The organism is Marinomonas spartinae, from assembly GCF_900089775.1.
Classification (GTDB): domain Bacteria; phylum Pseudomonadota; class Gammaproteobacteria; order Pseudomonadales; family Marinomonadaceae; genus Marinomonas; species Marinomonas spartinae.
This window is the reverse complement of record NZ_FLOB01000009.1, coordinates 152,198-177,848: the sequence shown is the minus strand read 5'-3', so window position 1 is coordinate 177,848 and position 25,651 is coordinate 152,198. Positions and strand designations below refer to the sequence as shown.

Sequence of the window (25,651 nt, the reverse complement as noted above, 5' to 3'; positions counted from 1 at the left end):
GCAATTGATATGAACAGTTCGACTTATCGTCATCCGGTCAGTCGTTTTCAGAAAAGCCACCTGTTTAAGTAAAGAGTGAAATAGATGAATTGAATGTGAGAAAAGACACACTTTTTGGGACGGTACCGCCGGAGGCGCTGCGAAGTAGGATAACGCATAGCGTTAGATCCGTGAGGTCGTTATCAAGATTTTAAATAGGAAGCCCTGATCAGAAATGGTCGGGGCTTTTTTCGTCTGCAGAAAATTCAAAAAATAAAAAGGGGGAGTCAACCTCCCTAAAAATTAGACGCACCTTGCCATTAATTTACTTGCGCCTGTTTCGTAGGTTTTAACGCGTCCGTGCGAATCCAATAAGAAGCACAGGATGACTTTTTAGAAGTCATTCTTTAAGAAGTGTTTCTAGTGCGCTATGAGGGGGCGCTGCACCTTGTCTAAGTAAGCTTTCATCTGCTATGTGTTCTGGCTTAATTTCTATTTGGTCTGCATAAGCCATTAGTAGGGCCTCCCGTTCAATCCAGCGATCAAATTGTTCGGTCGTTAGTGATAAGGAGACAATTTTATCGCTTACTTTTTCAAATTGAATCTGCCCTTCTTCTGTTACACATCCCCATTGGCTAACAACTTTTTCAAATGCCAGACGAACCCAAGGCTTATACTCTATGCCTATATCCTCTGCATGCTCTAATGCTAAAGCTCTCAGTTTGCTCTGGAATATATTGTCTTTTGTATGTTCTGGTGATAGATGGGAAGGTAAGTCTACTTGTACTTTAGTGAGGCGGGAACGAGAGACATCGTTAATGAGGGTTTGCCATGCATCATTTTCTTGTAGGACATAGTTAATTGTTTTTGGGGGAACGTTATTTAAGTCAATATCAGCAATTTGCTTAATGAGTACTGTGGCATCCTTTTCTTTGAGTGACTGAGTTTCTGTTTTTAAAAAGGAAGATAATTGTTCCATTTTACCTTGTGTTAGAAGCTCCTCAGCATAGGAGCATAAAGTGTCATGAGAACGTTCTGGATACCAAAGTGATTTCAGTTTAGATGCTATGGTTTCTGCTTGGGAAGGGGTGAGTATCTCTCTTTCGCATGCGCGAGCAAGATCGTATCTCAGATCAGCCATAGCTCTGGAAACAGATGGATAACCTAACTCCATTGGGCCATGGGTTAGTGCGACTTCGTCGTCATCTTCCCACTCTCCATGGGCAAATTTTTCAAAAATTACTCCAACCCCAACCATGCCATATGAATGTAGCTCAGACGCCCTGAGAGCACCCATACTAGAGCTTCCATATACATGAATACCTGTAGACATAGCGTATAGAATCTCTTTGTGCCACACGGCTGGGACGGATTCAAAAAAGCCATCAATTAATAGGATGATTTTTGGATTATCGCGGGTAGCGAGATAAAGATCTCCCTGTTTTGCAGGAGGCCGAATATCGGCAGCAGGGAGGGTTTTTAGTATAGTGTCTTTGCGAATAGTTGGCCCTGCAAATACGATTATACTCATAGGGCTGTGTCCTTCTTCTGTATATTTTTTTGTTTTTCAGCAAAATCACGGGCACGTTGACCATAAACATAAGCAGGTACATCGTGAATACCTTCTAGGCCTGATGCAACAACACGTACTACCGGAATATCAAATTCAGCTTTGGTTAAATCTACCATCATAGGACATGGAAGATTTTGCTGTTCAAGTTTATGAATTAGTAGTGCTAGATCTTCCTCTATGGTGTCGTGATTCCAGCTTTTAATATTATTAAAATCGACATAGGCTGGCATATGCATCAATTGATCTCGAATACGACGCTGATGCTCTATATTTTGTTTGGCTTTATACATGGATAGGCTTGCGTCGTCACGAGACCCAGAGATAAATGTTAAACGGGTTTGTACCGCTTCAGTAATGGCACGCATAATGGCAACATGCTTGTCTGGATGAGTGCCGGATCCATTCATGGGGTAAAGCTGACGATGCTGACTTTCGTTTTTGTTGATAATAGTTGCTGAAAAAGTGGGAATACCAATATCTGATGTGATGTTCCAAACACTGACCATAACGTCCGCTTCTTCTATTTTTCTAATCAGTTCATCGATGTGGGGATCTTTGATCGTAGTTAAATCGACTTTTAGCTGCGCATGTTGTGATTCGGACAGTAATGAACGTAAGGTTAACGCATCTCTTTCGATAAGCTCACATAAAGCATGGCTGGCTGCTTCCTCACGAGTATTGCCGGAGGCTAAGCCGTTGGTGCTGAGCTGAAAGCATCCACTGCCCGGTGGGAGTGGCAAGGTAAAATCACAATGCACTAAATCATAAGGAATATAAGTGGTTTGGGAGGATTGCAGAAAATGAGCTTCTATCCACAAGCGACGAGAGTCCGGATCAAAAGCAATTACATCCATTTTAGGTAGCTGATCCAAATTGACTATAGAATGTGATTTGACTAATTCATTGTAAGAGCAAAATCGAGTAGGTAAGTCTATATTCTCAGCATGATAGGTTTCAATCGCTTCCATTGCAGCAGAAGCTTTGGCTGCTTCAATAGAAACTCCTTTGCCTTGAGAAACAGAAATGGCTTTGGCATTGGGTCGGCAGGCGGTAAATACTGGAATACCAATATCATCCAAGCCAGTGACATTAGCTAATCGAGTAATTCCCATAGCTGGCAATAAAGGGATAATCTTATTCAGCGTTTCTTGCGGTGATATTGTCCGATGGGTGCCAGTGCGATAGGTTTTTATGAGTTTACTTGTCAAAGAATCACCTAATTATCTAACCGTATTAAAGGGCTGAGTGACTAATCTAATAAAAATATTAAGGTAAAAAGAGAGCTAAAAATCAGCTCTCTTTTTAGTTATTATTTATTACTTTTTAAAAGTTCTTAAGTTGGCTACATAGCAGGTTGCTCCACCACCTCCACGAGGTCCACCTAACATTATCATATCATTATGATGAGTAGTGGAAGAGTTAAAATGAAAGTCTTTATCTGCTTGTATATCAAAAGGATTAAGTGCGCCAGCTTGAATACCAGCATCACCATAGTAAGTTTCTAAGTGAGATATCTGCTCATCTTCATCCGGTATCTTATCATTTACCTCCCAAATTGAGATTTTGTTTTCATCATAATTGTCTATATTTTCTCTAATAGTCTCTAAAGATATATAGCAAACTTTATAATTGTAACAATTTATATTGTTGTAGGTCTTGTTTATTTCATCAAAAAAGGCAACATAAAGATTTGCTATTGGAATGTCTCTTAGAGATGCTAAATCATCTGAGGGAACTTTCAAAAAACCACTTTTTACACAAGGAAGTAATTTATTAGGTATGCATTCTGCGGATGTAATAATATGCTCATCTTCTGTTTTAATCATATTCAGCCTACTCATTTTTAATTGTCGTAGGTCAATAAAATAGCCTGGCTCGAATTTCGATAAATCTGATATTAAAGGATTGTTTTTAGAGTTTTTCTTAGCTTCTTTTAGATTCCAGGGGATAACTTTAGAAACAGCTGGTCCTGCTATGTTTATAGGATATATTCCGTTTTCATTTAGAAAGAATCTATTGATTAAAGGTGGAAGGTTATCATTGATATATGCAATCTCCTCAATGATTTCTACATTGTCAGGATTGCTATAAAAGCTTCTAGGGATATAGAGTATATACTCTTTATTTGAGCAATCGTATTGCTTTCCAGAGATTAATAGGTAAATGTCATTCATTGTTTTCATAACTACTCCTTTTGGTTTTTAAATTAAATTTTCGTTTTTCGCATTCTTTATTAGTTCCTCTATTAAAGTAGAGATCTGATCTTTTTCAGAGGTATTCGATAGTTGAGAAAGTATTGTAGTAATAAGGTTTGGAAGTGCCATTTGATGAGAGCCTAATAACATAGTGGCTAGCTCAGCCACCTGATCAATACAAGTTGAGTCATTATGCTCAATTTTCATACCAAATAGAGCAATAGCATGTAGGTGGGACAACCATAGAAGAGGGTATTCAAAACGTGTTGCTACCTTGTCCCACTGAGCTAGGCTTTGTTCTAAGTGAATAAGTGACTGTTTGTTATTGTTTTCAGCAAAGTAAGTCCATGACAGGTTTGCTTGTGCTACCGCCTCGTAGTCATCCATTTTTAGCTCACGAGAAAGTTGTAAAGAACGCTCTGCATGTTCTCTAGCAATTTCAATATTCTTTAATAATCTATAGGCAACTGTTAGATAGGTATAGCATCTAAGTTGGATAACTTTGTCTTTTATTTTTTTTGCTAATTCAATTGCTGAGTTTAGTTTTATTATTGCTTTTTTATTGTTTTTACATAGAATGAGGCCTAGTCCATATGCTAGTATGATATAGGAAATTAAATAGATATTATGAGATTTTTTGGCAGCTTTTAAGGCTTTTTTTTGATAATAAAGGTCTTCATGTGTTAATGAATAACGTTTTTTTCGTACTCTAAATTGAAAGTGTGCATTATAATAATCAGCTATTTTTTCTTGGTCATCACTAGATTGGATGATAGGTTCCATTTCGTCTAATATTAGTTTCATTTCGTTTGGCTTGCCTTGCCAATAGTAAACATACAATTGAGCACTTTTTATTTCTAACCAAATCTTCCACCAGTTTGATGTTAATATTTTTTTTTGATTTGTAGATTTTTTTAATGATTTTAACGCTATTTCATAGTTTATCAATGCAAGATCATGTTCATGGATTACTTCGTATGTTTTACCTAGAGAAACTAGAGATGTTGCTGTTTTTTCATATTGATTACTTTTTTCTAGTAACTGAATTTTTTCTTCTAGATAGTCTCTAGCCTTTTCATGTTGTCCATCACTGATAAGACTTTCCGATAATCCTTCCAATATTTTAATAAAGTGTTTTTCTTTTTCTTCCTTTTTAAGGTTCGTACTTGTATTACAAGTGTTTAAGGCTTGCTTATATAAATGTATTGCATCATCAACGGCAAAGGTGGTTTCGGCTTCACTAGCTGCTTGGTAATAGTATTGGCTGGCTTTGTCGTATTGCTGAGCTTTTTCATAGTGTTGTGCAAGGTCGGAAGCAATAAAGCGATCTATATTGCCTGTTATCTTGAGGATAGACTCAGCGATAAGTTCATGTCGTTCTGGTAGGTTTTGTTTTTCAATGCTGTCGTACGCAGTATCTCGGACTAGGGCATGTTTGAATAGGTAACGGTCACCATCGACATGACGCAGCTGAATAATAAGCTGGTTATCGATCAGCTCTGATAAATCGTTTTGAACTTGTAGTGCGCTGAAGTGGGAGGCGGTAGCTAGTAGGTTATAGCTAAACTCTCTTCCTATCGCGGCAGCAAGTTGTAAGGTGTCCTTGGAATAAATCAGACCATCGATTTTATTCTGGATAGATTCTCGTAGACTATTTGGTATCTCATCAATTCTTTGGTGATCGACAAAGGCTATCAATCCATTATTGAGATGTACTAACTTACGGCGCTTAAGCATGGATACCAGCTCTTCAATAAAGAGTGGAATGCCATCGGTGCGGGTTACTAAGACTTCCATCACATCCTCGGCAACTGCTGTTCCGTCAAATAGTGTGTTGATAAATTCCTGTGAAGAGGTTTGGCTTAGTTGCTCAAGATGGATGCAATGATATTTACCGTCGTCAAAGGCTGATGGTGCAGGTTGACGAGAAGTGGTAATAATCGTTTGTTTTTGAGCATCAGTTTGATTGTTTAAGCCGTTTTCTTTACTTAGATAGACGATGAATTCTTGGCTGGTGACATCGGCCCAATGGATGTCTTCAAAAATATAAATATGTCCAACAGATTGACTGTATTGGGTCATTTGTTCTTGATAACTGTTAAGGATATGAGCCAGCCCTTCGAACAACAACAGCTTTTGCGCTTTTAGTTCAACACTGGATAGTTGACACTTTTCAATATCATCAATATTGAGCCATGCTGCTAGTAGGGTAGTGATTTCTATTTTTGATCCTAGAAACTCCCCGCTTTCCATTAACTGGGTGAGTTGTTCGCCTTGGCTTTGTTGTTGATTAAATAGGGAAGTAAGTAGGTGTTTTATGACGGATAAAATAGGGAAGAGGGCGTTGTTTTGGTGTTCGGGGAGTGCTTGAAAAATATGCTGAACTCTGGTGGATTCTAGTCGCCTGAACTCATGAATAAGGCGTGACTTGCCGACGCCTGCTTCACCGTATATATGCATTATTGTCTTAGAGCTAGGAGTGTCTAGAGACGTACGTAAAGTGTCTAGCTCTTTGCCACGTCCGACCAGTGGGTAAGTGTTTCGTACACCACGAATAAAACCGAATGCTTCTAGGGCTCGTTCGGCGACGAGTTCGATGTAGTCCAGTTGGGAGGGCTGTTGTTCAGAAAATTGGTAGTAGTTATCTAATATGGTTTTGGTGTCTATTGAGCATAGAATGCTATTGTCACGGGCTTGTTTTGCTAAGGCGCAGGCTTGATGGCTGGCAAAACCATCTGGTACTTGATTACCATGTTGGGTCAAAATGCCAGAGTGAATTCCCATTTTGACGATGTATTGGCATTGATGTTGCTCAAATATATAGTCTTGCAGCTTAGAAATAGTGCTAACTATTTCAAGTGATGTGCGAGCAGCGAGACGAGAATCATGGTCACTTGCGACAGGATAACCAAAGTAAAATAGGGTTAGATCCCCTAAACTGGCTACGTGAAATCCGCCATAGCGCTGTGCTAAATCAATACACTGTTGGCGTGTTGAGTGATAAATAGTTTCCAGAAGCCCCGTTTGTTCTTCTGGGATGTTATGTATTTTTTTTAACGAAAGGCTTAAAGCTAATACCGTGATTTGTTTACGCTCGGTAGACGGGATGTACTGTTTGAAAATATGACTAGGATCATCGCCTCGTTGGACGAGAGTATCCATATCCTCTTGTATAGCAGGCTTTATTGGTCGAAACTTCCCAACAAGATTGCTGATGGTAATTTTTTCGAGCTCTTCAAATAACATTTGAGCGCTTTCAATACGTTCATTCACACTCTTTCTGAGCGCTTTTTGCAGAATATGCCCCAATGGGTGTGATAAAAGTAAACCAGGAATAGCGACGGGTGTATCGCTTAGATGCTGATGGTACAAATCTGCAATACTAGAACCTGAAATAGCAGGAGATCCTGTCAGAGCTTCAATAAAAACAAGCCCCCACATATAGAGGTCTGACTGAAAAGTCGCAGGCTCTCCGCGAAGTTGCTCAGGTGCACAATAGCTAGGTGTTCCTACAGACTCTTGAGCTAGCGTAATCGTTTTAAAGTCTTCTGAACGCTGATTAATAGTGACCGTGCTAATACCAAAATCAAGCAACTTAGCGTTCTTTTTCGCACCCGTTTGCTGCAGCATAATGTTAGAAGGCTTGATATCTCGATGGATAATACCTTGCTGGTGAGCATGAACGAGCGCATCCAATACCTGCAGCATGATTGGATAAGTCTCCTCAATACTCAGGGCTCCATGTTGCTGTATATAATCGCTTAGATTTGTGCCGTCGACATACTCGAAAATACTATAGACATTGCTAGGTGAAATTTGGCCTTTATCAAGTAATCGAACAATATTAGGGTGGTCGAGTTTAGCAACAAAATGACACTCTCGTTCAAAACGCTCAATTTGCTGGATGTTTCTTGGGTTATGCGCTTCTAAATTAACGCTTTTAATGGCTACACGCTGGCCTGTATTATGATGGATCGCTAAGTAAACCGTACCAAATCCACCTTGGCCGATTTTATGTTCGAGTTGATATCCTTTCGAGGAGAAAAATGACGCCATTGTATTTTTGAATGTCGTTTTCATAGTAATCGGTGAATCCCATTTTGAGATTCGTACTGCTGGCCTTTGTATATAAGAATGTTGCTAGTATTCAGTCTTACTTCTCCATTTTGGAGCTGGAGTAGTTGGCATACATCAAGATTGCTGAAACTAACAACATCACGAATTCGGCTTCTAAGTCGATGTAAACGAATGCGCGTATTTTCAGTTTCAATACCCAAGTCTTTGGACAGTTTAGAGAGGTCTACCCAGCCCCGCTGATTCTCAGCATAGCCCTGCTGTTTATCATAGACAGCTTGGCGAGCCAAATAGAGTAATAAATATAATTGGCTTTGGATTCTGTAGCCTTTAATTTCTGCCGTCTGCACACCGTCCATAATGTAAAGCTGGATATCTTCTTCATCATTTGACACATTGAGTTGAAATGTCAGGTCTTCAAGTGTTTGAGCAACAGGTAAATACTGGCTGGTATTAGACGACATTTGATTAAATTGCATCCGATATTCGTGTTTACCTACCCTTATGATATCCCCGTCCAGCACTCTCTTCTCATTTGGCAGGGTTTCATTGTCGACCCATACCCAACTTCCTTCTCTCCATAGTAATGTACTGACTTCTGATAAAGCGTGAATCGGTTTGTCTAGGCAAATAGGCGTTAATGGCTGGTTCAAATCAACAGGGATCAATAGGTCTTGAGGTGAAGTGTTATTGGTGAGGGTGAAGAGTCCCACATCTTTAGATGAAAAGATGATCGTGTCATATTTGTTGAGGGCATGAGGCCGGCCAGTTTGCAGTTTATGTTCATTTACCCACACACCATTGGTACTTTTGTCTTCAATGTACCAAGTGTTGTCTTGCCAGAAAATGATGGCGTGAAGGCGAGAAACACTGCTAGCCGGTAAGTGAGTATGGCAGTTATCGGCACGTCCTAGGGTATGGTAATTACGTAGATAAACATTTTCGCCTGAAGAAGATGAAAGCGTACCTGTTTCAGGTAAATTAGTACGACTGGGGGAGGTTTCTGGAGAGGATAAATCGGATGTCAAGTTTGGCTTCGATTTAATCTGGTCGATATGAGACATAACCCTGACCTCTTTGTATCTATTTATTTCTCTTAACCATCCTCAAAAGGATTACTACTTGTACATTGAGATTGACGTCAAAGTTTGCTTGGCGCTCTCACCTTGAGAGGTTGATCAATTCCATGATGTAGTAGTGTTATAGATTGTTTATCTAGTATGTGTCAATAAAAGTACCGTAAGAATGCCCACGGAGAATGCATAGCGTGCCACATGTTGACAGGAATTTTTTCATAAGTCCATGTTTTCGATTCTCTTTTTTACGAATAGCCTTTTGTTATTAAGTGGTAGTCATTGCATATAAAATTGTAATTATTATGTTAATTTATCACTTTGGAATACCATTAGCCCAAGGGGTGAATCACCACATGCTAGGGAAGATATGTTACATTTTGTCGTGCTCCTATAGCAAAAAGTAGCTAACGGGGTTCTACCTTGCTTTCGAATAGTGGGCTGTTTGTCGACGATTGCTCCTCATTGTTGTCAATGATCTTATCTGAATGCTATTGGGCACTCATTTTGACGCTTTCTATCGTGAGTAGTGAGCTTATCTCACTCACAGAGTCTGTCAGTCGCTTCTTGTTGGATACTAAAGCATATTTTTTAAGGCCTCTCTTATTTGAAGATTAATGTCCCGAAAGTTTAGATAATAAGTACATCACTCATGGTTTTATTAAAATAATAAATTTTTGGTTGTTTTAGTTTTTATAAAGCTAAATGTCTCTTAATTTTTATTTTCTTTAAATAAAAAAATAAAAACTTATATGTCTAATTATATTTGGGTTTATTTTTTAGCTTTCAAATGTTATAGAACTAATCTTTATAGTTAATGCTTTAATTATTTTCCTTTATTCACTTAGGTGCCTAATCTTAGTGCTTTTGCGCTCTTCTTTGGTGCGTGAGAATTATTCTTCTCTTAAGGTTGAAGTGTGTAAATTAAAAAAAATTCATATTTTATGTTTTTTCTCTATGTGTTTGTTTTGAGCATTTTTTTCTTCTGTTTAGCTATTATTTTAATTTTATAATTTACTTTTATTTATTTTTCCCTCTTGCAAAAGCTCAATTGTTTAATTACTACTGTAATGGAGTGTTTATTTCTTTTTATATTTTATTTTCTTCTCGGAGTGATAGATGTCGGATGCATGGCAAGACAATATTGCTTATGCAGAAAGGTTGCGTAAGCATTTGCATGCTCATCCAGAGCTTAGTTGGCAAGAACGAAATACGGCGTCATTGGTTCGTGCTCAACTGGATGAATTGAATATTCCTTGGCGAGCTTGTGCGGCTACAGGCACCCTTGCTTGGCTCAATGGAGAGGCGAAAGGGGCGGCAATTGCACTTCGTGGGGATATGGACGCCTTGCCCATTGATGAGAAAACTGGAAAAGAATGGGCGTCGTTAAATACAGGCTGTATGCATGCTTGTGGGCATGACGGCCATACCGCGACTTTACTAGCAACGGCACGTTGGTTGAAGCGGTTTGAGCATGAGTTACCTCAGCCTGTTGTGCTCATTTTCCAGCCTGCGGAAGAGGGCTTTCATGGTGCTCGTGAAATGATCAAGGAGGGAGCATTGGACAACGTTGGTGCGATTTATGGTTGGCACAATTGGCCCGCCTTGCCCTACGGCACCCTAGCTTGTCCAGACAATATAGTGATGTGCGGTAATGGGACTTTCAGCATGTCGTTTAACGGCCATGGAGGTCATGCCAGCCAGCCTGAACTATGTGCTGATCCACTGTTAGCGGCCAGTGCCGTCAATCTTGCGTTACAACAAATAGTGAGTCGACGTCTTGCGCCGCAAGCAACGGCGGTGATTAGTGTGACGCAAATGAATGCCGGTACGGCACCGACGGTGATACCGGAAACCGCTACATTAAGTGGCAGTATTCGTGTACCGGATGAGGCGACTCGACAGCTTATTACTGATCATATAACTCAGGTTGCCACGCAAACCGCAGCGGCCTATGGCGTGGAATGCGTCGTGCAGCATGAGACTCGTTATCAAGCCACTATCAATCATAAAGAGCAGGCAACTCAGGCAAGACACGTTTGGCAGTCTCTTTATGGCGAGCAAGCACTGAACCACGGTCAATCCTTACCCATTATGGCCTCAGAGGATTTTAGCTATTACTTACAGGCTGTACCTGGGGCATTTGCCTTGATTGGCAGTGACGACGGCGAAGGTCACAACGTGTCATGTCATAGTCCACACTACGATTTCAATGATCGGTTGATTGCCGATGTCTGTCGTTGGTTTTGCCAACTGGCAGGCCTTGCTGATCAATCACCACCAAAGCGGTAACGCATACAACTCAACACCAAAGCAATTGAATACAGGGTTAATTAGGAGACGTTATGAGTATTTTTGAACAACGAGAATCCAACATTCGAGCTTATGCTCGCACGTACCCAACGGTTTTTGTTACGGCAAAAAACTCACGTCAGGTAGACGAGAGCGGTAAGGAGTACATTGATTTTTTTGCTGGCGCTGGAGTATTGAACTTTGGCCATAATAACCCGCGTATGAAGCAGGCAATGATTGATTACATGGAAAAAGACGGCGTGTTGCACAGTCTTGATATGCAAACGCAAGCCAAAGCAGCGTTTATGCAAAAATTTACCGATGTCATTCTTAAACCGCGAAACATGCCACACCGTATTCAATTTATGGGGCCAACGGGCACGAATGCAGTAGAAGCTGCGATGAAGCTAGCTCGAAATGTCACTGGGCGGCATAACATTGTAGCCTTTAGCCAAGGCTTCCATGGCATGACATTGGGGGCATTAGCTGCAACAGCCAATGAATATTTCCGTCAGGCTTCTGGTGTGCCTTTACTACATGTAAGTCATGAACGTTTTGATCAAGCTCATGATGCTAAAGCCGCCCTTGCAGCATTAGATTCATTGGCTAGTCAATATCGTGATTCTTCCAGTGGCATTAAGCCTCCAGCAGCTTTTATGGTGGAAACCATTCAAGCTGAAGGTGGGGTGAATGTTGCCAGTAAGGAATGGATGCAAAAGCTTGAAAAGCTAGCGAAAGAGTTTGGTTCTGTACTGATTGTCGATGATATCCAAGTTGGCTGTGGTCGCACAGGGTCGTATTTTAGTTTTGATGACATGGGGATCAAGCCAGACATTATTACCCTGGCGAAAGGTATCGGTGGGGTTGGTACGCCCATGGCCATGAACTTGGTGAATCCTGATTTGGATAAGCATTGGTCCCCTGGCGAACACACTGGTACATTTCGGGGCCAGAACTTGTCCTTTGTTGCGGGCGCGGAGGCACTTAGTTATTTTGAAAACGCAGACCTAATGAAGGAAGTGGCGCAAAAAGCCGAGCAAGTTCGCTCTGCTCTAGAGCCATTGGTCGCTGAGAAAAGTGCCCATGAGTTACGTGGCAAAGGGCTAATTTTAGGATTGGATATGGGCAAGGGTGAACTGGCGGCTAAAGTTGTACAGCGCTGCTTTCAAAATGGCCTGATGATTGGTGCTTGTGGCAGTGGTGGGCGAGTATTGAAAATCATCCCGCCGTTGACGATTCCTGAAGCAGATTTAATGGAAGGTCTCGATATTCTGAAAAGTGCTGTACGTTTTGTAATGGAGGAAGCCGCATGATTGAACGCGATGATATGACGTTTACCTTCGCTGAATATCAGCGTCGACTTGCAGAATTACGAGCTCGTATTGCTGAGCGCCGTTTGGACGCCGTGGTAGTGACCGATCCGGAAAACATTACTTACTTAACGGATTACCAGACGACAGGCTATTCCTTTTTCCAAGCACTGGTGATTCCTCTCGAAAAAGAGCCCTTTATGATCACCCGGGCATTAGAAGAGTCCAATATATTTGCTCGTACTTGGGTGGAAGTGACAAGGCCTTACCCAGATACAGGGGATGCTATTCAAATGCTGGTGGATGCACTACGTGAGTTTGGTTTAGGTGACAAACGTATTGGCTATGAGCGAAACAGTTATTTCTTTCCTGCTTATCAACAAGATTGCATTCATACCACCTTGAGAAATGCCAAATTGATGGATTGCTTTGGTATTGTTGAAGAAGGGCGTATTAGTAAATCGCAAGAAGAAATTGCGGTCATGCGTCGTGCGGCAATAGCGACAGAAGCAGGCATGAAGGCGGGCATTGAAATATGTCGTCCTGGAATCACAGAAAATGAAATTGGCGCTGAAATTGCGGCGGCTATGTTTCGTGCTGGTGGTGAGACACCGGCGGTTATGCCTTATGTCACGTCTGGGCCCAGAACCATGATAGGTCATGCATCTTTTGAAGGTCGAACCGTACAACCCAATGAACACGTCTTTTTAGAGGTAGGAGGTTGCTATCGCCGTTACCATACCGCGATGATGCGTACGGTGATTTTAGGCGAGTTATCGGATGCGATGTATCAATCTCAAGAAATCATGAAGCGGGCATTAAATGAAATTCATCGCCTGGTTCAGCCTGGGATGACCGTCTCAGATGTGGATAATATGGTGCGTAATATCATTATGGATAACCAAGTTGGAGCGAGTTTGATTACTCGTTCCGGTTACTCAATCGGGATTGCGTTTCCACCAAGCTGGGATGAAGGGTATATTATTAGCTTGAAACAGGGAAATTCTGCAGTACTTAAACCGGGCATGACCTTTCACATGATTCCTTGGATGTGGGGGATTGAAGGCAATAAGACCTGCGGTATTTCAGATACAATCGAAATTACCGAAGACGGCTGTCGTTCATTTTTTAGTTTGGATCGTGATTTTACCGTCAAACCAGGCAAGGCAGAGTCTAAGCCGGAAACAAAAACGATAGAGTTATCTGGCACGCCAGCTAAAGAAAACGTGAAAAAGCCCAAAGCGAATGCGAAATCAGCTGACAAAGCCGTCAACGAATAAGAGGTGCGTAATGTTAGAAGTGATTAATCCAACGACAGGCCAAGCTTTACCTCCTTCTCCCGCATTGACGTTAGAGCAAGCCAATGCAGTTATAGACAAGGTGGCGGATGGCTTTGTTTCATGGCGAGGGAAAAGCATGGCAGAACGAGCTGCATTGCTCAACGCCGTGGCCGCTGAGCTTCGAGAAGACAAAGCAGTGCTCGCAGACTTTATGGCATTGGAAATGGGTAAACCCGTTAAAGAAGGCCTTGCAGAAGTAGAAAAGAGTGCTTGGTGTGCCGAGTATTACGCTGAGAATGGAGCGGCGTTTTTGTCGTCTGAGACACTAGAATCGGATGCCAGTCACAGTTATGTTCAGTATCCTCCTCTTGGTACCGTTTTAGGTATTTTACCTTGGAATGCGCCTGTTTGGCTGGCTCTGCGTTTTTTAGCCCCTGCTTTAATAGCAGGCAACACCTGTGTTATGAAAGCCGATCCAAATGTGCCGACAACGGCAAGTAGATTGGTTGAATGTTTCTATCGAGCGGGTGTGCCAGAAAACGTTGTGGCGAACTTAGCCGTTGCCAATGATGTGGCCAGTAAAATGATTGATCACCCGAAAGTCAAAGCCGTGTCTTTTACTGGGTCAAGCCGGGCGGGACAAACCATTGCCTCTCAAGCTGCAGCAGGTTTAAAGCCGGCGGTATTAGAACTTGGCGGGTCGGATCCATGTATCCTCATGGCGGATGCGGATCTCGAGAAAGCCCTTGATGTGATTACTCTGTCGCGGATGATCAATGCTGGACAGTCCTGTATTGCAGTGAAGCGATTATTTGTGGAGCAGAGCATCTATGATGAGGTATGCGAAGCACTTCGTGAACGCTTTAGTAAACTGAAATGTGGTGACCCAAGAGACGAAAGCAATAATTTAGGGCCTTTGGCAAGGGCAGACTTACGGGATCAGCTTCATCAGCAAGTTTCAAAAAGTATTGAAGCGGGGGCTCGCTGTTTAGTAGGAGGAGACTTACCCTCTCGTTCAGGCTTTTTTTATCCACCAACCTTATTAGTCGATATGCAACCTGGTATGGCGGCGTTTGAAGAAGAAACCTTTGGCCCAGTGCTAAGTGTGACCCCCATACAAACGTTAGAAAAAGCGCTTGAACTGGCAAACGCGACAGAGTATGGCTTGGGAGCGAGTATCTGGACGCGCAGCCAAGCGTCCATTGATCTGGCTGTCAATCATTTGCAGTCGGGGCAGATAGCCGTTAATGGGATTGTGAAAAGTGATCCTCGTTTACCCTCCGGTGGCATTGGCCGTTCGGGGTATGGGCGCGAACTTGGCCCTCAGGGCATTCGTGAATTTGTTAATGTGCAACAGATTTGGATTGCTTAGCGTAAGTTTTGTTATTAGCAAGGGGCCTTATTTGGCCCCTTGCTATTTTCCCTCTATTTTTTCCACTTCGTTGCTTTTAGATAGGTCGTCAAAGACACTGCGAACGATATTTCTAAATGATAAGTAAGCGGTGTAGTCTTTTAGCGATTTTGTACACCATAGATACAAGTCTCTGTTTATTGGCGTAACATCATTCATTTTAATTTCAATGATGGGATAATGTTTTTGAATGGTTGAGACTGGAAAACTGGGTAAGGCAGCAAGGTAGCGCCCTGTAGACAGCATTTTTATCAGCATCATTGCGTCATTTCGAAAGATGACTTTGGTTTTCATGCCATGAATACCGTAGGACGTTAGCATTTCTGTCGTTTGCTTTTCAAAATAAGAAGCGATACCTAGGCTGAGCCAATCTTGCTCGATGAAATCCCTATTTTGAATGTGTTTTTCACTGGCAAGGGGATGATTTTTACCGCAAAAAATACCGATTTTATCTCGGATGATGAGTTCTCTGTGGAGTGTTGAGGTGATTTTGTCCGTTGATTGGGGAGCGATAATGATATCAAATTGATCGTCAATCAATCCTTCTAAAGCAATGGATGGATTTAAACAGGTCACCGTTATCGCTATTTCTGGGTGTTTCTCTAACATTTTTTCAATGATGATGGGCAATATTTCCATTGAGAGCAGTGAGCCAGAAGCAATACGTAAATTATGTTTAATGCCTAATTTATATTGAGATACCTGCTCTTTTGCCGAGTCTAATCTGCGAGTAATCGCGCGTCCCTCTCTGGCTAAGGATTCACCCACTGGAGTACTTGAGACGCCAAAACGGCTGCGAGTAAACAGTTGTGCACCTGCTTGCATTTCTAGGGTGGCCATGGCTCTCGTTAGCGTCGGTTGGGCAATATTTAAATGCTCGGCTGCGGCGGTTATGGAGCCTTTTTCTAGAACAATAGATAAGTAAACAAGGTGTTTGGATTCCATTAACAATGCCTATTTAAATCATCGGCGACTGTTCAGCTGGGGATCAGCCTACTTCAAATAACGTTAATTCAACCAATGTGGGTTTGCGAACCCCCACTCCGATAAAAAGACGTTCAGTGATCCATTGAAAACGTTCTGCACTGGTTTCAAATTTAGGAGCACAGCGGAAATAAACTTGCTGAGGATCCACCGGTTCGCCTTTTTTGATTTGTTGTGTCACTTCAGGGGAGGCCACTCGAATGGCGCTATTATGGACATAAATACACTCTCCTTGGTTTGTCTCAATGGTATAGTGTGCATCCAGAAGCGCCAGTCTTGGAGTGGCAATCAGTTGGTAGTCTGCCCCGCCTAATAGCACTTTACCTTGCCAGTTCTGCCCAGAAATGTTGCCACCTAAAATGGGGATGATACGACGTTCACCGTGTATTGATTTACCGATTTCTTGTGGCTCAGCCACTTCGATTTCTAACGTGGCGAAGTAATTCAGTGTTGGCGCATTTATCATATAGAACCTCCTATTCTTGTAATTTTTAGTTCTTATATATTGAAGAAGAGAGTCGTTCTAATCACATTTTCTGGCACGTCTTCTGTGTATACAAGGTCTACCAGTTTGCACTATTCAAGCAAACAAGCCAATTTTCGTATGCATTTTTGTATGATTAAAGATTCAAATTGCTATTTTACGGATATATGCAATGGAGGTAGATTGTTTACCGCTAAACAAAAAAAATAAAATCAGCAGGGTAATAAAATGTCTACTTTCAAAAGGTTCTTTAGGAAGCTGATAGGGATCATGGGTCTTGTTTATGCCAGCGCGTTTGTTGCGACCGTCAGCCAGGCGCAAACGATAGGCATGGAATCAGCCAGTGAAAACAGTGTTCTTGGTATGTTGCCTCAGGCCATGGCCCCATACTGGGCGAAAAGTGGCATAAATATTCAGCTTGCTCTCAATCAAACGCTCACCAAGTCTCTTCTTAAAATAGCATTAGGCAAACCAGATTCTGCCGTTGTTCCTCCTCTCGCGTATGAAGACTTTCAAAAGGGCACAGGCCCATATGCCAAAATTGCCGATAAAACCAAGTCAATTGCAGGGAATGTTCGTGCCTTATTTGCCATTCCTGGAAGTTATTATCATGCCATTACAAGCGCCAAGTCCGGTATTAAAAGTTGGCCTGAAGCAAAAGGCAAACGCGTATATAGGACCATCGTGACTGGAAGCGGGAAATGGTCAATTTAATCCCGATTATCCTGTCAATGGAGTATCCCTGATGCCGGTTCTAACAGGAGAGACGGAAGAGTTTGAGCGGCCACTATATTGGCGCATGAATCATCGTAATCAAAGGGCTTTGCGCACTGGTGATTGGAAATATCTAAAAGTAGATGAGCATGAATACTTGTTTAATGTAACCAATGATGCCCGTGAGCGAGCAAATTTGGGGAAAAAGTATCCTGAAAAATTAGAGGAGATGAGACAGCAGTGGCTCGTTTGGAATGCTACGATTCCTGCAATACCAGAGGATGCCACCGTGAGTCTTGGCTATAGCGTTGCGGATATGCCTCAGCGTTAGGGTTTTTATTGTAGGGCAATATGTTGTTGATATATGCAACAGCATGCAGCAGACATTTCCATAAAGGGAATGAACTTAAATAATAATAAAAAGGTTGTTTACAATGAAAAGAATACATTATGGAACTCTCATTACTATGTCTATGATCGGGGCAATCAGTGCCGATGCTAAGGCCGACAGTTTACAAGATGCGATCAAAGGAGGCACTTTCTCGGGTGGACTTCGTAATACGCTAGAACTTGCCACCCAATCCGACGCGGCAGGCGCAGGCGCGCTTAACAACGCGAAAGTCTTAGGTTCGGCATTAACCTTAGACTACCTCACGGGATCCTATTACGGATTTAAAGTAGGCGTGGGATCTGAAACAGGTTACGACTGGAAAATTCAAGACAATGACACGCTAACGACATCCGGCGGGGAAAATGATCATCGTGTGACGGTCAATACGACAAATTTGTATCGCGCTTTCCTTGATTATCGTTTCCGTAAAGAGATAACCAATACTCACATACGCATCGGCCGACAGGGGATTGTTTCTCCTTTATTAATGAATAGTGGCATCTACCCAATGAAAGATTCGTTTGATGCGGCAGTGCTTGAGAATAAAGATATTCAGAATACTCTCTTGCGCGTTATGTATGTAACGAAATGGAATATGCGCTATGGCGATGATAATAATGGCTCTCTCACCCAAACCAGTAAAAGTTATCACCATCCCGTCGTTTCGCTCTACCTAAATAACAAAAGCATCAACGGCTTAAACATTGAAGCTCAATGGTTAGCAAATCATAATGATAAAAATGCAGGCGATCCACCGATAGCGGTAACGGCGAAGGATTACGATACAAGCTTTTTGGGTTTGACTTATAAAGTGTTAGATACCAATTGGGTGGTCGGTGCTAAGACATTGTCGGCCAATTTTGAAAACAGCGCCAATACTGGCTATTGGGGCGCACTTGTTAAAAATACCTTTAATGGTATTGGTGTTCAGTTGGCGTATACTTCCGTGCAAGATGCGGCGAGCTTCCCAGGGACGTTAGGGCATGTACCCATGTTTCGTGCTTATAACCCAGGTTTACAGGGCGAGTATTTCGCCGGTCTGAAAACCACATCGATTGCAGCAAATTATGGCTTTCACATACCGGGCTTTAAAACGACAATTGGTTATACCTCTTGGCAACAAAGTGCGCAGGGGATAAAACACAGTCGTGGTACGGATTTAGATGGTGGATATGAAGCGTCTTTGCGCGTCGATTATAAGTCTCAAGACATTAAAGGTTTGTCTGCGCTGATGCAGCTATCCTATATCGATTACAATCAAAATGTTCCAAAAGATTCATTGACAGTCCTACGGACATCTGTGAATTACCAATTCTAATTAAAAACCACTGTCTAGAGCCTCTAGACAGTGGTTTCCTCGCTTAATTATGAACATATCTGATTCATGAGATTAGACAGAAAGTTTTTCCACTTATGCTTACTAGCACCGCTTTAAACATATCGTAAAAAATGCGGACCGTTGTCCCTCCATAAAACCTCCACACAACATCAATCGATACTCCATCGAGCAATGCGAGAATCGGCTCTCTTAACTACTGCAACCTAAGAAAGGGTGTTATATGTCGATTCATCGACGATGGGTTTTTATCGGTTCTTCTATCGCGGCGGTGATTGCGGTTAGCGTCGCGTTTTCGTCAAATCTAATGCAAACCAGTAGTGCCAATTTTTTGACGGCTACTGTGACGGTCGGCAATCTGGATCAGACGGTCACGGCATTAGGGCGCTTACAGCCTAAGGAGCTGGTCAATGTTGGCGCTCAGGTGACAGGTCAAGTCCAGCGTCTACATGTCGTACTGGGGCAGAAGGTGAAAGCGGGCGATCTTATTGCCGAAATTGATGCCAAGCCACAACAGCTAGCACTGCGTAATGCAGAAGCGTCCGTCGCTTCATTACAAGCACAAAAGGCTGCTCGACAGGCGACATTGGTGCAAGCACAACTCACCTACAATAGGCAAAAAACATTGATAGCGGTTGATGCCACGGCAAGGGCCGATGTTGAAGCAGCACGGGCAGCACGAGATGTGGTCCGTGCGGAAATCCACTCACTACAAGCACAAATTGATCAAGCTCGTATACAGGTAGAAACGGCACGCATCAAATTGACCTACGCACGTATTACTGCCCCCATGGATGGCGTGGTCGTCGCCGTGGTGACCAAACAGGGCCAGACGCTTAATTCATTCCAGTCAGCTCCTACGATTGTGGTCCTCGCTAAACTCAATGTCATGACCGTTCGAGCTAAAATCGCGGAAGCTGATGTTAATAAAATTCATCCCGGCCAGTCGGTTTGGTTTACCACACTGGGGCAGAAGCATCGCTATCAGGCACACATTGAACAAATTGAGCCTGCACCAAAATCCATTGTCAAAGGTGAAACCAGTACCGCTCAAGCCATCTACTATAATGCGCTGTTCGATGTACCGAATTCTAAAGGCGTGTTGAAGCCATCAATGACAGCTCAGGTATCTGTGCTGGTAGCAAGGGAGCGGGGTGTTGTGCTGATTCCCATAGCCGCATTGGGGGAGCGTATCGATGATGGCTATCGGGTTCGAGTGGTGAATCCTGAAACTCACCAAGTGGTTTCTCGTCAGGTGATGATAGGAACAACCACGACCAACCAAGCGGTGGTTATTTCTGGTGTGAAGCCTGGTGAACAGGTCGTCCTCGGTGAGGCCGGGTCTGAGAGTAATTCGTCAGCCAATCTGATGGGGATATAGCCGTGGGATCGCCATTACTTGAAATACGTAATCTGCACCGTGAATTTGCTGCTGGGGAAGATGTTGTCACGATCTTGAAAGACATTAACCTGCGTATCGACGAAGGCGAGATGGTGGCCATTGTGGGGGCATCTGGCTCGGGTAAGTCGACCCTGATGAATATTCTCGGATGTTTGGATCGCCCTAGTTCTGGTACTTACCGGATCGCAGAGCGAGAAACCAGTTCACTGAGTCGGGATGAATTAGCCGAACTGAGACGCGAACATTTTGGTTTTATCTTTCAGCGTTACCATCTACTGACTGATATCAGTGCTCTTAGCAATGTTGAACTGCCAGCCATCTACGCCAACTGTGATTCCTCAGTGCGCCATGAACGGGCGAGCGCTTTATTAGCCCGTCTTGGTTTGGGAGATAAACAGCATTTTCGTCCGAGTAAACTCTCGGGTGGGCAACAACAACGTGTGTCGATTGCGCGTGCTTTGATGAATGGCGGCGCAGTTATTCTAGCCGATGAGCCCACGGGTGCGCTGGATAAAGCCAGCGGTGTGGAAGTAATGAATATTCTACGGGAACTCAACACTGACGGTCATACGGTTATTCTTGTCACCCATGACATGGAAGTGGCCTCACATGCACCTCGGCAGATTGAAATCAGCGATGGGGTGATTGTCGCCGATCAGCGTCGCGAACCAAGCAACCCGCCATCAGCTTTGCATCATCAACTGCCACTCCGTGCCGATGTGTTGAGTGCGTTTTGGGGAGGCTTTACGGAAGCATTCCGTATGGCGCTACGTTCGATGAATGCACACCGCTTACGGACCTTTTTGACTATGCTGGGCATTATCATCGGTATTGCTGCCGTGGTCGTTGTGGTGGCGATTGGTCGTGGTGCCCAGCAGCAGGTTATGAGTCAGATTAGTGATTTGGGGACGAATACGCTGGATATCTATCCTGGTAGTGATTTTGGTGATTTAGAGGCGGCCGCCATCGAAACCCTGACCGCAAGAGATGCTGAAGCACTGGCAACACAACCCTATATCGACAGTGTAACCCCTAATGTTTCAACCAGTGTGACAGCCCTGTATCAGAATATTGCTGCAAAAGCTCAGGTGAACGGTGTCGGTGCAGACTACTTTCGAGTACGTGGCTTGAAGCTTGCCAATGGACGTTTTTTTAACGAGCGTGAGGCCGAACAAGCTGCCCAAGTGGCCATTATTGATCAACGGGCACAGGCCGCTTTGTTTGCACACACTGCTCACCCAATCGGTAGGGTCGTGTTGATTGGAGACATGCCAGTCGAGATCATTGGCGTGTTAAAGCCATCGCAAAACAATTTCACTGGCTCCAGTCCCATCCTCTATGTCCCTTACAGTGCTGTCGCCACTCGCCTGATAGGGAAGTCTTATCTGGATAATATTACCGTGCGTCTAAAGGGCAAGGTTTCCAGCAAGGCCGCTGAGCAAGCAGTGACAAGCTTTATGGTTCGTCGTCATGGCAGCAAGGATTTTTCCATCTTTAACTCAGACCAAGTACGTCAGGCGGTGGAGAGAAGCAGTGCAACGCTCACGCTATTAATCTCTGCAATTGCCGCCATTGCACTGCTTGTTGGTGGCATTGGGGTGATGAACATCATGTTGGTATCCGTCACTGAACGTACTGGTGAGATTGGTGTACGTATGGCAGTGGGGGCTCGTCAAGTCGATATTCTACAGCAATTTCTGATTGAGTCGGTATTGGTGTGTTTGGTCGGTGGGTTCATCGGTATCGCATTGGCATTGTCAGTGGGAGGGCTGATTAAGCTCACGGGGATCGATCTACCATTAATCTATTCCGTGGACTCTATGTTGCTAGCGGTTGCCTGTGCCTCATTGATCGGCATCGCTTTCGGATTTTTTCCTGCCCGCAATGCCTCTCGGCTGGATCCGATCCAAGCATTGGCGAGGGACTGATGACTATGTTTAAGCAAAGTGTTGTATTGGCCGCTGTTATACTGACAGGCTGCTCCACTCTCACCCGTACTGACTATCACGTACCGGCTGTTTCACTACCGGAGACTTTTAAAAACGTCACCGGTGACGTTGGGGTCACTCCTCTTGATGCCTGGTGGCGTCGGTTAGAGGAGCCGCATCTAGATGCTTGGGTTGATTTGGCTCGCGCTCGTAATGCCGACCTCGCGGCGGCGGCCATCCGTGTGAAACGTGCGACCCTTGAGTCTCGTTTAGCAGGCAATGCCTTATTACCTGCTTTCAACGGCACGGTTGCAACTAGCGTGAGCCGTCCACTGTCTGGTGATACCCAGGGCTCTACTAAAACCACTACAGGAACGCTAGGAGTGACATGGCAAATAGACTTATTTGATCGGCTGGGAGCTCAGCGTGATGCCGCTGCGTTCGAGGCAAAGGCAACCGCTGAAGATCGAGACGCTGTAGCCCTATCTCTGGTTGGTACCACGGTCAAATTGTATTGGCAACTGGCCTTTGCTAACCAACAAATCGCCTTGGCTAAACAGAATGTGGCCGATGCCGCTCGCATTCATGATCTAGTATTGAGCCAATACGCAGTGGGTGCTGTATCGGGGTTAGAGCGCAGAGAGGCAGAGCAAGCCGTTGCCGAACAAAAACTAGCACTCAGTCAGCTTGTCCAAGCGAAAGCGGAATTGCAGCAGTCGCTCATGGTGTTGTTCGATGGTGCTGTGCCACCGTCTCCCGCTCCTGAGCATCTACCGATGCGGCCACTGCCGTCGGTGCAGGCAGGATTGCCAGCAGAACTTCTGCTGCGCCGTCCCGACTTGCGTGCAGCGGAATTACGTTTGCGCCGTGTTTTAGCCAGTAGTGACGCCGTTCAAGCACGTTACTATCCTGCTCTTTCGTTAACTGGCAGCCTTGGTACATCGAGTACCGCTTTACTAAACGTATTGGCCCATCCCGTGGCCACACTCGGAGCGGGCCTGACGTTACCTTTCCTTAATGTCCGCGACATGCGTATCAATAAAGCCATCGCCCGTACACGTTATGAAGAAGCCATTGTCATATTCAGAAAGTCGCTATACAACGCCTTCGCCGACGTCGAAAAAGCCCTGTCAGCGCGAACGCAACTTGCCCAGCAAGAAGCTGCGCAATGGCGCATGTTCAATGAAGCAATAGAGATAGAAAGAATCTACGAAGCGCGCTACCGTGCTGGACAGGTTGCCTTGCGGATTTGGCTGGATGCCAAGAAACGGCGACGTTCCGCTGAGGTGGCTCTAGCGACAACATGTTTGGCACAACTCCAGAATCACGTGACGCTGATTCAAGCGTTGGGCGGAGGCATGGAAACGCAGGGCAGAAGGGCCGAATGATGTTAAACAATACGGCCGCTTCATTGTGTCTGGATGCATGAAGAAAGAAAGTCCATGAAAGCAATGGCTTACAGTCTTAGAGTAAATTACTAAGATACGCCTTCCATTCAGTGGGCTTGCCATAGAATGCGCTGTGAGACAAAGGCATCCAGGTGACATCTTTTTCAAGGATAAAGGTTGGGAAGCCACTGACTTGCATCTGTGACATAAGTTGACGGCTTTGGGTTATTTCCGATTTCATTGCATTGTCAGACTGCGCCATTGTCTTCTCCCATTCGGCTTTATCTAAACCAAGGGACACCGCTAGTTCTGCCAATACCTCGGGCTCGTGCAAATGCTTGCCTTCTTGGTAGTGTGCCTTTTGCATCGCCACTAGCATTGTATGACGATCAATGCCCATTTTTTCCCCTGCGATCATGGCTTGGGTAGGGAGCAGAGAATCCACAACGTATTCTTCCGGCCCTTTTACACGGGCAATATAATTGTCACCAAAAGGCACCTTTGTCATCTCGGTAATGCGTTTGTCCGCTTGCAAAATATGTTGTCTAAACGACGGTTCAATGGCCCGTTTAGGGATCATACCACCAGGATGATAGAGAATTTCGAATGCTTGCATATTTGCCAACACCTCCACCAAAGAAGACGCGGCATAGCACCAACCGCACATTGGGTCGAAGAAGTAGTGAACTTTGAGCATTGTATTTTACCTATTGAGTTCGAAAATTGAGTGGAAATCGCGTGAGAAAACGGTTTTAACCGACGCTGTCCAGTAACCTCAAAGTTATGGCGTTAGAATAAAGAATTGTCTTGCTCGGAAAAATAGACAAAAATGAGCATCTTTGTTTCTTAAATCGAGCAGGTGGAAGAATAGTGGACAGAGTTACCGCTGCAAAAGTATTTCTTGATGTGGCCCAATCACAGAGTTTCTCTCGTACCGCAACCCGTTTGAACATGTCTCGCCCTATGGTGACGCGATACATAGAAGCCATGGAAGATTGGCTACAGATTCGCCTACTACACAGAACAACCCGCAAAGTATCCCTCACTAGTGCGGGGGAAGCCTGCTTAAAAGACGTCGAACAATGGTTACAACAAGCGGATCAACTCACCGCCTTAGTGAACAATAGCCAGGAGCTTTCTGGCATGGTGCGCATTACCAGCAGCATGTCGTTTGGTTATTCCCAATTAATGCCCGCAATACAAGGCTTTATGGATCTGCATCCGCAAGTGCGTATTGATATTGATTTAGAAGACAGCACTGCGGATTTAACGGACAAAAGCATCGACCTTGCGATCCGCATCGCCTCCAACCCAGACTCTTCTTTAATCGGTAAACCCATTGCAGTGTGCGAATCTGTGTTGGTTGCTTCTCCGGCGTATCTTGAAAAAACGCGCCACACATTGGGTGAAATCCATTACCCGCAGGACTTAGTGAAGCACGCATGTTTGGGGTACAAAAACTTTGAACGCCATATTTGGCACTTGTCGAAAGGCGAGCAATTTGAGTCGGTATCGGTGGACTGTCGTTTAAGCGTTAACGAAGCAACAGCACTCTTGCATGGCGTATTGAACGGCATGGGCGTCGCATTGCAACCCACTTATTTGGCAAACTACTACCTACACGATGGCCGCTTGTGCCACGTATTGCCAGAATGGACTCCCAGAGATCTAACCATCTACGCCCTATACTCCTCCCGTAAACATTTGTCGCCTACTGTACGTGCTTTAATCGATTATCTAGAAAGCTACTTTGCTGATAATCCATGGTGACCTTGGGTGCTTCGTTCGTTGTGTTGATGAATAGAAAATAAACTATCGTGGCGTTTCGCTGATATAG

The 25,651-nt window shown here is 43.9% G+C and carries 19 protein-coding genes; 11 read left to right on the top strand and 8 right to left on the bottom strand.

Annotation, left to right across the window (positions count from 1 at the left end; all coding sequences use genetic code 11):
- Nucleotides 1–379 precede the first annotated feature (379 nt).
- From MSP8886_RS16785 to MSP8886_RS16765, 5 genes are all read right to left on the bottom strand, one after another.
- Entirely contained in the window at nucleotides 380–1,510 is a 1,131-nt protein-coding gene (locus MSP8886_RS16785; RefSeq protein ID WP_067018540.1) for a TfuA-like protein, read from the bottom strand.
- On the bottom strand, nucleotides 1,507–2,760 hold the full coding sequence (locus MSP8886_RS16780) for a YcaO-like family protein (protein ID WP_067018538.1): 1,254 nt from the start codon (nucleotides 2,758–2,760) through the stop codon (nucleotides 1,507–1,509). The genes MSP8886_RS16785 and MSP8886_RS16780 overlap by 4 nt, the downstream gene beginning before the upstream one ends.
- 108 nt (nucleotides 2,761–2,868) lie before the next feature.
- Entirely contained in the window at nucleotides 2,869–3,735 is an 867-nt protein-coding gene (locus tag MSP8886_RS16775) for a hypothetical protein (RefSeq protein ID WP_067018536.1), read from the bottom strand.
- Between the two features lie 18 nt (nucleotides 3,736–3,753).
- Nucleotides 3,754–7,827, bottom strand: a complete 4,074-nt coding sequence (locus MSP8886_RS16770) for a protein kinase domain-containing protein (protein WP_067018534.1) — start codon at nucleotides 7,825–7,827, stop codon at nucleotides 3,754–3,756.
- The gene (locus MSP8886_RS16765) at nucleotides 7,824–8,885 is read right to left on the bottom strand and encodes an FHA domain-containing protein (protein WP_067018532.1); all 1,062 of its coding nucleotides are present in this window, start codon (nucleotides 8,883–8,885) and stop codon (nucleotides 7,824–7,826) included. The genes MSP8886_RS16770 and MSP8886_RS16765 overlap by 4 nt, the downstream gene beginning before the upstream one ends.
- A gap of 1,128 nt (nucleotides 8,886–10,013) precedes the next feature.
- Between MSP8886_RS16765 and doeB2 the strand changes: the two genes are divergently transcribed.
- Genes doeB2 through MSP8886_RS16745 form a run of 4 tightly spaced genes read left to right on the top strand, consistent with a single transcriptional unit; the run spans nucleotide 10,014 to nucleotide 15,148 of the window.
- Nucleotides 10,014–11,186 (top strand): N(2)-acetyl-L-2,4-diaminobutanoate deacetylase DoeB2, encoded by a 1,173-nt coding sequence (doeB2, locus tag MSP8886_RS16760; RefSeq protein WP_067018530.1) that lies wholly within the window; start codon nucleotides 10,014–10,016, stop codon nucleotides 11,184–11,186.
- A 53-nt stretch (nucleotides 11,187–11,239) separates the two neighbouring features.
- Nucleotides 11,240–12,499: an aspartate aminotransferase family protein gene (locus tag MSP8886_RS16755; RefSeq protein ID WP_067018528.1), complete on the top strand. Its 1,260-nt coding sequence runs from the start codon at nucleotides 11,240–11,242 to the stop codon at nucleotides 12,497–12,499.
- Nucleotides 12,496–13,776, top strand: a complete 1,281-nt coding sequence (gene doeA / locus MSP8886_RS16750) for an ectoine hydrolase (protein ID WP_067018527.1) — start codon at nucleotides 12,496–12,498, stop codon at nucleotides 13,774–13,776. Before MSP8886_RS16755 ends, doeA begins: the two co-directional genes overlap by 4 nt.
- Before the next feature lie 10 nt (nucleotides 13,777–13,786).
- Nucleotides 13,787–15,148, top strand: coding sequence for an NAD-dependent succinate-semialdehyde dehydrogenase (locus MSP8886_RS16745; protein WP_067018525.1), 1,362 nt, complete (start codon nucleotides 13,787–13,789; stop codon nucleotides 15,146–15,148).
- Between the two features lie 42 nt (nucleotides 15,149–15,190).
- Here the strand turns inward: MSP8886_RS16745 and MSP8886_RS16740 are convergent, their stop codons facing one another.
- Nucleotides 15,191–16,132: a LysR family transcriptional regulator gene (locus MSP8886_RS16740; RefSeq protein ID WP_067018523.1), complete on the bottom strand. Its 942-nt coding sequence runs from the start codon at nucleotides 16,130–16,132 to the stop codon at nucleotides 15,191–15,193.
- A 43-nt stretch (nucleotides 16,133–16,175) separates the two neighbouring features.
- Complete coding sequence (locus tag MSP8886_RS16735) at nucleotides 16,176–16,637, bottom strand: DUF3237 domain-containing protein (protein WP_067018521.1); 462 nt, start codon at nucleotides 16,635–16,637, stop codon at nucleotides 16,176–16,178.
- Between the two features lie 288 nt (nucleotides 16,638–16,925).
- On the opposite strand from MSP8886_RS16735, the gene MSP8886_RS22160 reads away from it, so the two are divergent.
- From MSP8886_RS22160 to MSP8886_RS16705, 6 genes are all read left to right on the top strand, one after another.
- Nucleotides 16,926–17,369, top strand: a complete 444-nt coding sequence (locus tag MSP8886_RS22160) for a TAXI family TRAP transporter solute-binding subunit (RefSeq protein ID WP_067018519.1) — start codon at nucleotides 16,926–16,928, stop codon at nucleotides 17,367–17,369.
- A 31-nt stretch (nucleotides 17,370–17,400) separates the two neighbouring features.
- A complete protein-coding gene (locus MSP8886_RS16725; protein ID WP_067018517.1) occupies nucleotides 17,401–17,700 on the top strand; it encodes an alkaline phosphatase family protein in 300 nt (99 codons plus the stop codon).
- A 103-nt stretch (nucleotides 17,701–17,803) separates the two neighbouring features.
- On the top strand, nucleotides 17,804–19,078 hold the full coding sequence (locus MSP8886_RS16720; RefSeq protein ID WP_139063169.1) for a hypothetical protein: 1,275 nt from the start codon (nucleotides 17,804–17,806) through the stop codon (nucleotides 19,076–19,078).
- 241 nt (nucleotides 19,079–19,319) lie between these two features.
- Nucleotides 19,320–20,477: an efflux RND transporter periplasmic adaptor subunit gene (locus MSP8886_RS16715; protein WP_067018513.1), complete on the top strand. Its 1,158-nt coding sequence runs from the start codon at nucleotides 19,320–19,322 to the stop codon at nucleotides 20,475–20,477.
- Between the two features lie 2 nt (nucleotides 20,478–20,479).
- Entirely contained in the window at nucleotides 20,480–22,426 is a 1,947-nt protein-coding gene (locus MSP8886_RS16710) for a MacB family efflux pump subunit (protein ID WP_139063168.1), read from the top strand.
- Between the two features lie 5 nt (nucleotides 22,427–22,431).
- Nucleotides 22,432–23,814: an efflux transporter outer membrane subunit gene (locus MSP8886_RS16705; RefSeq protein WP_217491359.1), complete on the top strand. Its 1,383-nt coding sequence runs from the start codon at nucleotides 22,432–22,434 to the stop codon at nucleotides 23,812–23,814.
- Nucleotides 23,815–23,890: 76 nt separating this feature from the next.
- Here MSP8886_RS16705 and MSP8886_RS16700 read toward each other — a convergent pair whose 3' ends face one another.
- Nucleotides 23,891–24,511, bottom strand: a complete 621-nt coding sequence (locus MSP8886_RS16700; protein WP_067018508.1) for a DsbA family protein — start codon at nucleotides 24,509–24,511, stop codon at nucleotides 23,891–23,893.
- Nucleotides 24,512–24,684: 173 nt separating this feature from the next.
- Here MSP8886_RS16700 and MSP8886_RS16695 point away from each other — a divergent pair, with 173 nt between their 5' ends.
- On the top strand, nucleotides 24,685–25,584 hold the full coding sequence (locus tag MSP8886_RS16695; protein ID WP_067018505.1) for a LysR family transcriptional regulator: 900 nt from the start codon (nucleotides 24,685–24,687) through the stop codon (nucleotides 25,582–25,584).
- Nucleotides 25,585–25,651 lie beyond the last annotated feature (67 nt).